Origin of the sequence: Rhodococcus sp. NPDC057014 (assembly GCF_042673295.1) — a bacterium.
Classification (GTDB): domain Bacteria; phylum Actinomycetota; class Actinomycetes; order Mycobacteriales; family Mycobacteriaceae; genus Rhodococcus_F.
On sequence record NZ_JBHUSF010000289.1, the window covers coordinates 1 to 12,139 of the forward strand.

The 12,139-nt window shown below is 69.3% G+C and carries 10 protein-coding genes; 5 read left to right on the plus strand and 5 right to left on the minus strand.

Annotated elements, in window-relative coordinates; genetic code table 11:
- Positions 1 to 7: 7 nt before the first annotated feature.
- The gene (locus ACFTZB_RS35865) at positions 8 to 3,280 is read right to left on the minus strand and encodes an arabinosyltransferase domain-containing protein (RefSeq protein ID WP_378439167.1); all 3,273 of its coding nucleotides are present in this window, start codon (positions 3,278 to 3,280) and stop codon (positions 8 to 10) included.
- 124 nt (positions 3,281 to 3,404) lie between these two features.
- Between ACFTZB_RS35865 and ACFTZB_RS35870 the strand changes: the two genes are divergently transcribed.
- Entirely contained in the window at positions 3,405 to 3,575 is a 171-nt protein-coding gene (locus ACFTZB_RS35870; protein WP_378439148.1) for a hypothetical protein, read from the plus strand.
- Positions 3,576 to 3,604: 29 nt separating this feature from the next.
- Here the strand turns inward: ACFTZB_RS35870 and ACFTZB_RS35875 are convergent, their stop codons facing one another.
- Positions 3,605 to 4,219 (minus strand): DUF4232 domain-containing protein, encoded by a 615-nt coding sequence (locus ACFTZB_RS35875; RefSeq protein ID WP_378439150.1) that lies wholly within the window; start codon positions 4,217 to 4,219, stop codon positions 3,605 to 3,607.
- Positions 4,220 to 4,381: 162 nt separating this feature from the next.
- On the opposite strand from ACFTZB_RS35875, the gene ACFTZB_RS35880 reads away from it, so the two are divergent.
- Both ACFTZB_RS35880 and ACFTZB_RS35885 read left to right on the plus strand, forming a co-directional pair.
- Entirely contained in the window at positions 4,382 to 5,806 is a 1,425-nt protein-coding gene (locus tag ACFTZB_RS35880) for an aldehyde dehydrogenase family protein (RefSeq protein WP_378439152.1), read from the plus strand.
- Between the two features lie 161 nt (positions 5,807 to 5,967).
- Entirely contained in the window at positions 5,968 to 6,765 is a 798-nt protein-coding gene (locus ACFTZB_RS35885) for an SDR family NAD(P)-dependent oxidoreductase (protein WP_378439154.1), read from the plus strand.
- On the opposite strand, the gene ACFTZB_RS35890 is transcribed toward ACFTZB_RS35885, so the two are convergent.
- From ACFTZB_RS35890 to ACFTZB_RS35900, 3 genes are all read right to left on the minus strand, one after another.
- A complete protein-coding gene (locus ACFTZB_RS35890) occupies positions 6,759 to 8,141 on the minus strand; it encodes a flavin monoamine oxidase family protein (protein WP_378439156.1) in 1,383 nt (460 codons plus the stop codon). The genes ACFTZB_RS35885 and ACFTZB_RS35890 overlap by 7 nt on opposite strands.
- Positions 8,142 to 8,212: 71 nt before the next feature.
- The gene (locus ACFTZB_RS35895; RefSeq protein WP_378439158.1) at positions 8,213 to 9,283 is read right to left on the minus strand and encodes an LLM class flavin-dependent oxidoreductase; all 1,071 of its coding nucleotides are present in this window, start codon (positions 9,281 to 9,283) and stop codon (positions 8,213 to 8,215) included.
- Between the two features lies 1 nt (position 9,284).
- Entirely contained in the window at positions 9,285 to 10,583 is a 1,299-nt protein-coding gene (locus ACFTZB_RS35900; RefSeq protein WP_378439160.1) for an O-acetylhomoserine aminocarboxypropyltransferase/cysteine synthase family protein, read from the minus strand.
- A 199-nt stretch (positions 10,584 to 10,782) separates the two neighbouring features.
- Between ACFTZB_RS35900 and ACFTZB_RS35905 the strand changes: the two genes are divergently transcribed.
- Positions 10,783 to 11,481 (plus strand): alpha/beta hydrolase, encoded by a 699-nt coding sequence (locus tag ACFTZB_RS35905; RefSeq protein ID WP_378439162.1) that lies wholly within the window; start codon positions 10,783 to 10,785, stop codon positions 11,479 to 11,481.
- Between the two features lie 48 nt (positions 11,482 to 11,529).
- On the plus strand, positions 11,530 to 12,139 hold a 610-nt coding region (locus ACFTZB_RS35910; protein ID WP_378439164.1), incomplete at its 3' end, for a GntR family transcriptional regulator.

Here is a 12,139-nt window from a genome sequence, read left to right on the forward strand (position 1 = left end):
CCGACGCTCAGTAGGCGGTGATGATCGGCGCCGGATTCCACAGTCCCGAACGCTGAGTCCGGGTGGTGTCGATCTCCGCCGCCGTCGCACCGGCGTCGAGCGGGGAGTACTGCTCCACTCCACCCCAGTCGCGGTCCCAATCGTTCTTCAGATACGACGGTATGGTTCGGCTCGCCCGGGTCATCTCGATCCAGCCGAGGGGGCCGCCGCCGTACCGGTCCTGCCACAGGCTGGTCATGATCGCGCCGGGACGGTCCGGGAGGATCCGGTACTCGGGCGCCTCCGCGACACCGGCCCGGTGATCGAGCGGTCGCTGGCACGGAAACGCAAGGCCCACAGCCCAGTCGATCATGACCGGCGATTCGGATCCGATCACGTCGTTCAGTGTCTGCGTCCGCGGAACCCGCGGCGGTGTCACCGCCAGCCACTGCTGCGGATCGCTGTCCGTGTCCGACGCCACCAGCCGGAGGACATCCGTCTCGGCAGGCAGGGAATCGAGCGGCACCCGCAGATTGCGCCACGACGGCGCCGGACCGATGTCGATCGGCGTCACCCGTCCCGCGACCGCGACCGTGCCGTCCTGCTGCGCGGTGCCGTACTCCACCTCGAGGTTCTGGCCGTAGGTGACGACGCCGTCCGCGTCGACGGAGCGGATGCGGCCCGCCGCGGCGATGGAGACGAGGTCACCGGCACCGGTATCCGATTCGGCACCGGGCAGTCGGTACCAGCCGGTGGTCAGCGACGCGTCGCCGTCGCTGCCGTCACTGCCGAGGACCGGGGTGCTCGCGGGGTCCAGCCCGAACGGCAATGCCACGGCACTGCCGTTGACACCCACCGCGCCGGCGCCGCCGCCGGTGCCCGCGGCGTTGCTCGACGCCGTCTGCTCGGTGTTGTCGGTCTTGACGGAGTTGGCGACACCGGCATCCGACGATTCCTCGTCGGCGCTCAGGTCTCCGGCGACACCGTTCGGGCTGAATCCGACGCTGCCGGTGCCCGCGAGGGTGGTCGCCGCGTCACCGGACAACGGTTGCAGCAGTGACGCGTTGGGATCGGTTTCGAGCAGGACGTCGTTGGCCAGGCCGCACGGCGCGCCGGTGACGGCGTCGACGTTGGAGCGGGCGAGGGAGAACGCCGGGTACTGCGCAACCGCGCCCTTCGCCATCGACAGCACCTCGAACAGCACCATCGCGGCGGCCGCCACCGTCAGCGGCGGGAGCGCCCACAACCGGCGTCGTCGCACGGAGTCGCCCCGCGTGTAGGGCTCGCGGAAGTAGCACCAGGCCGCGATCAGCAGCATCATCAGGGTGGCGCCGAGCAGGATCGTGCCCGCACCGAGGCCGGCGATCGACACCGGCTTGTCCCACCACGGGACGCTGTAACTGGACACGTACCACCACCCGTTGGTGCTGGTGAAACACATCGCCAGCAGGAACAGCACGGCGGCCGCGAACAGGGCGCGGTTGCGTGGCGAACGCACCACGGAGGTGCTCACCGCCACCGACGCCAGCACGGCGAGCGACCCGGCGAGACCCGCGTAGATGCCGAAGTGGTGCGTCCACTTGGTGGGCGTGAACATCATCAGGCCCATCGCAGCGAGCGTGATGCCGATGAGCCGCCGCGACGGTCCCGTCGCCGTCCCGGGAATCCGGCCGCCCTTGCGCAGCATCACGAGCACCGTCACCGCCAGGCACAGCACCATCACGAACACACCGAACCGGCGCGACAGCGAACCGTCGACGGAGATGTTCAGCAGGTACTGGTAGCGGAGGTACTCGTCGAACCAGGGGACGTTAGGGCCGATGGCGTGCACGTGCTGCATCTCCATCACGGCGGCGAGGGTCTGATCGGCGAACACCGCCACCAGGATCACGGTCCCCGACGCGACGAGCGGCGCGAGCAGCGCCAGATAGCCCACAGTCTTGGCCCGCGCGATCACGATCTGCAGGATCGGCCGGGCGCCGGCGACGAGGGCGCCGAAGCAGATCAACCCGGACGGGCCCGCGGTCAGCGTGGCCGCACCGACCAGGATCGCCACCGCGGCGGGCAGCAGCCGACGGGTCGCGACGGCGCGTTCCACCGAGCACCACGTGAGCAGCACGCCCACCGCGACGATCGGTTCGGGCCGCAGGCCGTTGTTGTAGGGGAGCCAGAACGCGAGGAACACCAGCCCGCCCGTCCACAGCGCGAGCCGGTTGCCCCGGACGGCGGCACCGAGTCGCGGTGCGACCTCCCGGCTGATCACCAGCCACGCGACGATGCCGGCGAGCAGCGCGGGCAGACGCACGAACGGGCTGGCCGGGGTGATGTTCGCCAGCACCGCGAGGAGGTCGTAATAGGGCGACCCGAACGGCGCCTCGGGGACGCCGTACCAGCGGAAGTAGTTGGCCATGTAGCCCGCGGCCTCGGACGTGCGGGCCATGTTGAACTGGTAGCCGTCGTCGGAGGTGGAGGCGCCGATGAAATGCCACAGCACCAGCGTGCCGAGGACGACGGCGTCGACGGCCCCGAACGACCACCAGCGGGTGGGCAGGAATCGCCGGGCCCGGCGACCGTCCACGTTGTCGAGACGGTGCAGCGCCACCAGCGCCAGAATCGTGGCCAGCGCACCCACCACCATCGCCACGAACTTGATCGTCGACGGCGTCGACGAGAACCGGCTGTCGATCTGCGCGGTCACCTGCAGTCCGTCGGGCACCGGCCCGTCGAGGTCGCTGAAGATGCCCACCATCTGCGGGCGGAGGTCACCGTCGACGACGGTCGGGGCGTCCTGGCCTGCCGTCACGAATCCGGCGGTGGTCCGCGTCGAATCCGAGGACACCACGAGCGTGCAATCGGCGGGTAGCCCGTCGAGCGGTGACGACAGCAGCACCTGGTTCCGCAGCACCACCTCGACGCCGGCGGGACCGTCCGCGGTCGCCGGATTCACCTTGGCGACCAGTCCGTACCTCGCGGCGTCGGCGGCGCCCGCGGGGGCGGTGGAGGTCAGCAGCCCGCCGCGGCCGGCGAGTTCGCCGACCGTCGAACAGGGGATTCGCACGTCGAGGCTCAGCGGAGCGTAGGAGACGAGCGGGGCCTCGACGCTTCCGGTACTGCCGTTCTGCGGCCAGGTGAGGGTCGCGCTGTCCTGCTCGACCGGAAGGAACGGGAGCGACAACGTGAGCAGCACCCCGAAGAGGGACGCGACGATGGCGAGGAGACGGGCGGAGCGGACCGACTGACCGAGAGGAGACGACTGCGGCGGGGTCCCGATCGGCGACTCGTCCGAGTCGTCTCTGGACACATTCGCCGATTCCAGCCTGCTGTCAGTCACGACGTCGGATAGTACCCATCCGCGCCGATGGTGAGCGAAGGAAAGGAACAGCCCTGGTGGGAGGGTTTCCGGCTCCGGATGATCACATGAGGAGGTGTCTCATGATCCTCACCCGGCGCCCCGGCCGGGTGAGGAGATGACGGTGATGCCGCGGGCCGCGGCGGTGCCGAACCTCGGAATGCACTTCGCGGATGATCTCGAACATGCCTCCGCCCTCCTCCTGCGCGACCACGACTATCCCGACCGTAGGTCGGGCCCGGGGTGAGCCGATTCACCCGGCGCGGGTGAACAAGGTCACCCCGTGACGGGCTGCACCGACAGCTGCTTCACGCCGCTCTGCGAACAGCCGGTCGTGGGGTAGGGGAGGAAAACCGACCCGGTGTCGTTCGGCGGATACACCCGGAATCCGGCGACCGGTGTGGGGCCGCACGTGTCGGCGGGATAGTTCTGCACCACCGTGGCACGCACCGCGGCGGTGGCCCGCGCGCCCGGAGCGACCGTCACGGGAGTCTCCGTTCCGCCGTCTCTCTCGGCCGCCGCACCCACCTGCGGGCCGTCCGGTGCCGCGACGTACGACACCCCCGGGTATCCGTGGAGGATGCAGTCGCGGGTGCCGGTGTTGGTGAAGACGAGCGGGATCTCCTGCGATCCGGCGGCACCGCTGGGCTGGCCGAGCGTCACCTGCAGTTCGCCGATCAGGCAGCGGTCGGGGTGCGCAGTGCTCGTCCCGGTCGGCGACGGCGCGGTGGTGGTGGTCGTGGTGGCCGCCTCCGAAGTCGTCGACGTGAGGCCGCCGGGCGAGGGTTCGGCGGTCCCCGACTCGTCCGTCGAGCCACACGCCGAGGCGGTGAGTGCGGCGGCGATACCGAGTACTCCGAGAAGGGTGCGTGCCGGTGACTGCGTGCGCATCTGATCGCTCCTCCTGCTGACTGTGCGGCGTACGTCGATGGTCCGCGATCGGTGCCGTCCCAGTGGGCGGTTCGGGGAGATCGCATTCGCCCCGAATCGGCGGGCTCCGGTCGTAGGCTGCGGGCGCAAGGTTTCCGCGACACTTTCACTGGAGGCAGATCGATGAGCGAAGTTCTGGACCGGACCAAGATCTACATCGACGGATCCTGGGTCGATTCGCAGGGGACGGGCCGGATCGACGTGGTCAACCCGGCCACGGAGGACGTCATCGCGGTGGTCGCCGAGGGCACCCCCGACGACGTCGATCGCGCCGCGACTGCCGCACGAGCCGCCTTCCCCGCATGGTCCGCGCTCAGCGGCACGGAACGCGGCGAGTACCTCCGGAAGGCGGCCGCCCTGATCAAGGAGCGCCTCGACGACTTCACCGCCCTGGTGTCCCGCGACATGGGCATGCCGCTCGGATTCGCGAAGCCCATCCAGATCGGGATGCCCCTCGCGAACCTCGCCGCGTTCGCCGAACTGGCCGCCACCTACGACTTCGACGCCCACGAGGTCGGCAACTCGCTGATCGTGCGCGAACCCATCGGTGTCGTCGGTGCGATCACCCCGTGGAACTTCCCGCTCCACCAGGTGGTGCTGAAAGTCGGCGGTGCGCTGGCCGCGGGCTGCACCGTGGTGCTCAAACCGACCGAGGTCGCGCCGCTCGCCACCTACGCGCTCGCCGACATCTTCGACGAAATCGGTCTGCCCGCAGGCGTGTTCAACCTCGTCAGCGGATTCGGGCCCGTCGTGGGCGAGGCGATCGCCGGCCACCCCGAGGTGGACATGGTCTCGTTCACCGGCTCCACCCGCGCGGGCAAGAGGGTCGCGGTGGTCGCGGCCGAGACGGTGAAGAAGGTGGCACTCGAACTCGGCGGCAAGTCGGCGAACGTCATCCTCGACGACGCCGACCTGACGAAGGCGGTCACCGACGGGGTGGCCAAGTGTTTCCTCAACTCCGGCCAGACCTGTTCGGCGCTCACCCGGATGCTGGTGCCGGCGGACAAGGTGGACGAGGCCTCCGCCATCGCGGCGCAGGTCGCGCAGAACTACTCCGTCGGCGACCCGACGGCCGCGACGTCGGTGCTCGGGCCGCTGGTGAACTCGAACCAGCTCGAGCGGGTCCGCGGCTACATCGAACAGGGCATCGCGGAAGGTGCGCGCGCCGTCCTCGACGGCCGGGAGACCGGCCAGGGCACGGGCTACTTCGTCGGCCCCACCGTGTTCTCCGGCGTCACCGAGGACATGACTATCGCCAAGGAGGAGATCTTCGGTCCCGTCCTGTCCATCATCGGATACCAGGACGAGGACGACGCGGTGCGGATCGCCAACGCGACGGAATACGGGCTCGCCGCCGGCGTGTGGTCCGGCGACCAGGAGCGGGCCGACCGGGTCGCGCGGCAGCTGCGCGCAGGCCAGGTCGAGGTGAACGGCGGGGCGTTCAACACCAACGCCCCGTTCGGCGGGTACAAGCAGTCGGGCATCGGCCGCGAGGCCGGGGTCCTCGGCTTCGAGGAGTTCCTGGAGATCAAGTCGATCCAGCGGTAGGCGGCTTCGCCGCCCGTGCGTGGTCGGCGAGTCTCTGGACTCGTCAACCACGCACGGGTGCGGAGCGCAATTGGCCTCACGCTGAACCGAATCCGTGACTCCCGACCGTGGCGGTCCTACCCTCGAATCGAGGGGCGGACAGCGGAGATGAGGAGAACACAATGGATCTCGGTCTGAGCGGCAAGCGCGCCGTCGTCACCGGCGGCAGCCGCGGAATCGGTCTCGCGATCGCGCGCAGCCTCGCGTCGGAGGGCGTCGACGTGGTGCTCGCGGCCAGGGGCGCCGAGGCACTGGAACTGGCCGCGAAGACGCTGTCGCAGGAGACCGGACGGCGGGTCATCGGGGTACCCACCGACACCGGCGACGATACGTCGGTGCGCGCCCTCGTGCAGCAAACCGTGGACGAACTCGGCGGCGTCGACATTCTCGTGAACGCTGCCGCCACACCGTGGAGCGCGGGCAAGCCGAGCGACTTCGCGTCCACCACCGACGACGTGGTCCGCGGCGAACTCGAGATCAAGGTGCTCGGCTATCTGCGGACCGCCCGCGCGGTGGCACCGCACCTCGTCGAGCAGGGGTGGGGACGGATCATCAACATCAGCGGGCTCGGTGCACGCCAGGCCAACTCCATCGCACAGACCGTCCGGAACGTCGGGGTGTCGGCGCTGACGAAGAACCTCGCCGACGAACTCGGACCGCACGGCGTCAACGTCACCGTGGTGCATCCCGGATTGACGCGGACGGAACGACTCGTCGACCGGTTGACGGAGCAGTCCGAGGCGGAAGGGGTGCCCGTTGCCGAACTGGAGTCTCGGCTGGCGACCAACTCGATCCACCGGCTGGTCGACGCCAGTGAGGTCGCGGATGTCGTCACGTTCCTGGCGTCGCCGCGCAGTGTCGGGATCACCGGCGACGCGGTTGCCGTCGGCGGGGGTGCGCCGGGCGCCGTCTACTACTGAGCATGGGCGGGTGACAGCACGCCGTCGCGCTGGGTGACTTCGCGGGCGGCGCGTTCACCGGAGCGGACGGCGCCGTCGACCCAGCCGCACATCACGGACGAACTCTCCGTGCCCGCCCAGTGGATGCGACCGCACGGCTCGCGGAGGGCGTGGCCGAACTGGGTGAGTACCCCCGTCGGCGCGTGGCTGAGCATGCCGCCGCCGGAGTACCGCTCCAGACTCCAGTTCTGCTCGATGTAGTCGACGGGGGAGGCCGCCGAGGCCCCGAACCGTGCGGTCAACTCGCCGAGCACCGCCTTCTTCCGGTCCGCTTCGGGCAGCGTCCCCAGCGTGCGGGCGATCGGTCCCTCGACGATCACGCACAGAACTCCGGGTCGTCCGGTGTCGGTGCACGCGTCGATGGTGATCGTCGCGGGGGAGTCGGGGGCCGCCGACTGCCCCGACAATCCGTCGGCGCGCCAGAAGGGTTCGTCGTAGACGACGGCGATCTTCATGACGGCGCCGCTCGGCATCCTCTGGTGCAGGAACGACCGATCCATCGGGTGCAGTGGCTCGTAGAGGATCTGGCTCGCGATGGCGAGAGGCACCGCGACGATCGCTCTCCGCGCCCGCACGGCCAGGTCCGCGGAGCGGACGGTCACGCCGTCGCGGTCCTGCGCGACGTCCCGGACGGGTTGCGACAGGTGGAGCGCGTCGCCGATCTCGGCTGCCATCGGACGGTAGATGGCCCCCATCCCGCCGACCGGCCGCGCATCCTCGGCCGCGTCCTTCACTCCGAGCACGAAACCGGGACCGCCGCCGGACGCCATCTGATACAGCACGAACAGCATCGACACCTCGGACGCGGCGGACGTGTAGCAACCGGCGACGGCGGTCTCGAGAAGGTCGTGGGCAGGTTTGGACAACGTGTTGTCGCCGAGCCATTTCGCGAGACTGATCGCGTCCCACTTGGCGGCCTTCTTCGCCTCCCACGGCGCCTCGAGCGGGATCGTCTTGCACATCTGGCCGAGTTCGAAGAACACGGCGCCGAGATTCGCCGTGGCCCAGGGACTCATCGTCAGGGGAATCGTGCCCTTGTACCGGTACTGTTTGCCGTCGACGACCATCATGGCGTCGCCGTCGGTGTACTGCTTGTAACTCGGGACGCCGAATTCGTCCATCAGGGCGTAGATCCGGTCCTGCCCCGGCCCGATCCACGCGCCGCCCCGATCGATCCACGAACCGTCGTCGCGGGTCTCGGTGAACGTGCGCCCGCCGATCCGGTCGCGGGCCTCCATCAGTGCAACCGTGTGCCCGGCCTGTTTCAGACGCAGCGCCGCCGTCAGTCCGGCGAATCCGGCTCCTACGACGCAATAGTCGACTTCGATGTCTGCCATGACGAATCCCCTCGCGCTCTTCGATCCTTACTCGCGACGAGGGGTCCGGTCAAGGCCCCCGTGAGTACTTGTTAACCGCCGGTGGTTAACAAGTACTCACGGGTGGGGACGAGCGGGAACACCTGCTCGGCGATGCGCTCGAGTTCCTCGTGGGCAGGGGAGCACTGGATGAGCAGCAGGGTGAGGCCGGCGTCCTGGTAGGCGCGGATCTTCTCGGCGACCTGTTCCGGTGTGCCGACGAGGTCGGGGCGCAGTCCGCGGGTGCCGACGGAGTATTCGCGCCGGGACAGTTCGACGTCGAGTTCGGAGTTCTTCACGAACTCCTCGAACGACGCGTACCCGGGCGAGTGCGGGTCGACGGTGGTGATGCGTTCGAGTTCGGCGCGGGCCTCGGCTTCGGTGTCGCGCACGATGATGTAGGTGGACATGCCGAATTCGGCCATGTCCCGCTGGTGGATTCGCTGCGACCGCGCGTTCATGTCGGCGATCTTGGTGCGCACCTCGTCGACGGTGCCGCCGTGCAGCACGTACGAGTCGGCGAACGTCGCGATGGATTCGCGGCCGCTCTCGCTCTCGCCGCCCGCGAAGACCGGGGGATGGATTGCGGGTTTCGGCGACAGGATCGAGTCGCGCACGCTGAAGTGCTCGCCCTGGTAGTTGAACGGCGTGTGCTCCCAGAGTCCGCGCAGGACGTCGACGAATTCGGTGGCCTGCCGGTACCGGTCGTCGTGCCGGGTGAACGCGCCGCCGTACTGCCGGGCTTCTTCCTCCCACCAGGCGGCGACGACATTGAGCGCGAACCGTGCCGCACCGGCGTCGGTGGTGCCGGCGATGTCGGTGATCGTCGCGGATTCCTTCGCGGTGACCGCGGGCAGGTGGAATCCGGGTCGCACCGCCGTCATCACCCGGAGCTGTTCGGTGACCGCGAGGATCGCCGACGACAGCGACCACGCCTCGAGGCTGGGTGCGTCGACGCCCTTGCGGTCGTTGAGGTAGAGCTCGGGCACGAGGGTGGTGTGGTATCCGAGCCGGTCCGCGAGCTGCGACAGCTGTTTGACGTAGTCCCAGGTGGCGGGCATGCCTTCGTCGCCGAGGTTGCGCAGGAAGCCGCCGTAGATGGGCGTCCAGTAGCCGAAATGCATGTCATTCCTCCGTGATGGCGTCGAGCGACGCACGCAGATCGTCGACGAGGTCGTCCAGGTTCTCCAGTCCGATGGACAATCGGACGGTGCGGTAGCCGAATCCGGCGTCGCGGAGTTGCGTGTCGTCGAGGTGGCTGTGCGTGGTGGTGGCGGGGTGCACCACCAGCGAGCGGGCGTCGCCGATGTTGGCGACGATGGCGAACAGTTGCAGCGAGTCGACGAACTTCGCGACCTTCGCGTCGTCGACGGCGAGATCGAAGGAGAACACCGAGCCGGCGCCGCGCGGCAGATACCGCTGGGCCGCGTCGTGCCACCGGTTCTCCGGCAGTCCGGGGTAATTGACCTTCGCGACCGCGGGATGGCCGTCGAGGAACTGTGCGATCGCCAGCGCCGAACCGACCTGCCGCTCCAGCCGCAGATCCAGCGTCTCCAGCCCCTGGAGCAGCTGGAACGAATTGAACGGGGACAGTGCGGGTCCGAGATCGTGAACGACCTTCGTCTTCGCGTACACCAGGTACGCGCTCCGGTCGCGACCGAACTCGTCCCACAGCACGAGGTCGCCGATCCGCGGATACGGCTCGGTGAACTGGGTCCAGCGCCGCGGCTCCGCGCCGAAGTCGAATGTACCGAGGTCGACGATCACCCCGCCCAGCGACGTTCCGTGCCCGCCGATGAACTTGGTGGCCGAGTACACGGCGATGTCGGCGCCGAAGTCTCTGGGGCGGAGCAGGTACGGGGTGGCGATCGTGTTGTCGACGATCAGTGGTACCCCGGCCTCGTGCGCGATGTCTGCGACGGCCCGGACGTCGAGGACGGAGGCGACGGGGTTGCCGATCGTCTCGGCGAAGAAGGCCCGGGTCTCGGGGCGCGCGGCCGCACGCCAGGCGTCGAGGTCGTCCTGGTCGACGAGTGTGACGTCGATCCCGAAGTCCGCGAACGTGTCGGTGAGCAGGTCGACCGTGCCGCCGTACAGTTGCCGCGCCGCGACGATGTGCTGCCCCGACTTGGCGAGGGTGAGCAGTGCGACCGCGACGGCGGACTGCCCGGACCCGGTGGCCAGCGCGGCGACACCGCCGTCGAGGTCGGCGAGCCGCTGCTCGAGCACGGCCTGGGTGGGGTTCCCCGTGCGGCTGTACAGGTTTCCCTTGCGGCGCAGGGAAAAGATGTCCCGTGCCTGGTCGAAGCTGCCGAAGTCGTAGGCAACCGATTGGTAGATCGGGGGGATCGCGGTGTTCTGCGGCGTGCCGGGTTGATAGCCGGTGCGGACCTGCCGGGTCGCGAACCCTGTGGTCTCGGGCATCGGTGTGCCTGTCCCTTCGTCGATACTCTTGATTGGCCGGGGGTCGATCACAAAACGAATATGTTCGGAACAAAACACGAAGTGCGACGAGAAGACACGCGTTTTGTTCTGCTCGAGCTTTACTCTTGTTTCACCGCGCGCGGGTGAGTCAGGGTGACGCAGTCAATCCTGCGAACAACCACCCCGAGTGAGGTAATCAGTGGACATCGACTGGCTGGAACCCGAAGCGACCGCGCGTGGCTCGGTGATCGTCGTCGCCGGCCGAGGTGAGCATGCTCACGTGTACCGCAGGTTCGCCCGGCGGATCGCGTTCGACGGCTACCGCGTCGCGGTGGTGGAGAACGACCCCGCCGCGGCCGCTCGGGTGATCGCCGACGCCGAGTCCGGTCTCCCGCTCACCGTCGTCGGGTCGGACAGTGGCGCCCTCACCGCGCTCGACCTCGCCGCCACCCATCCGGCCGTGTCCGGGGTCGTGGCCGCCGGTCTGCTCGTCGCGGGCACCGACTCCTTCACCGGAGGGTGGGACGGCGAACTCGAGATCCGCTCGGCGTGTCCGGTGCACCGGGGCGTCCTGGCCGCGGACGACGCTCTCGACCGGGGCACGCTCGGCGCGGAGACACCGATCGCCACGGCGGATTCGCTGACCCACGTGCAGGTTCCCGTCCTCGTCGTCCACGGTGGCGCCGACGTCCTCAGCCCGGCGGCAGAGGTCCTCGCCGTCACGTCCGCGTTGCCGGGCGCCCGGGTGGTCGTCGTGAACGACGGGCGGCACGACATCCTCAACGACGTGTCCCACCGGTCCGTCGCCGCCGAGATCGTGCAGTTCCTCGAGCGTCTGCGACTGCCCGGCACGCCCGACGTCCTCCTCCGTGAACCGGTGGGCGCACTCGCGCAATGACCCGGCCCGGGGCGGGGCCGGTAGTGGTTGTCGATCGAAGGGGTGTGGATGTCAGCGGTGATGGAGTCGGAGACGATTGCTCCGGAGTGGTTGCTCGAACGAATCGACGGCCGCACAGCGGAACTGGCCGACGCCGTCGCCGACCTCATCCAGTCGGGTGAGCTGAGCCCCGGCGACCGCCTGCCGACCGTCCGCGCACTCGCGAAGGCGACCGATCTCAGTGTCGGTGCGATCGTCAGCGCGTGGGGCCGGTTGCAGGAGCACGGTTTCGTGCAGACCCGCCGCCGCGGCGGCACCGTGGTTCTCCCGCCGCTCGACAGCGTGCCCGAGCGCGGCATCCCCGACTGGCGCGGCGTCGATCTGGCGCAGAATGCACCCGATCTGGCGCTACAGCCGTCCCTGTCCGACGCTTTGTTGTCCAGTCTGGACGCCGAGACGCTGAATGTGTTCGGGCGGGAACTGATGACCGAGCGTCTGCGCAATGCCGTCGCTCCGGGGTGGCCGTTCGAACCGGAGGCGTGGGCGACCGCGGGCGGCGGGACCGAGGCGCTGCTGCTGGCGGTGGAGGCGGCGGCGCCGCCCGGGTCCCGGGTGGCGGGCGACGAGCCACTCGGGCCGGGCGTGCTCGACACCCTCCGCGATCTGGGTCTGGATGCGG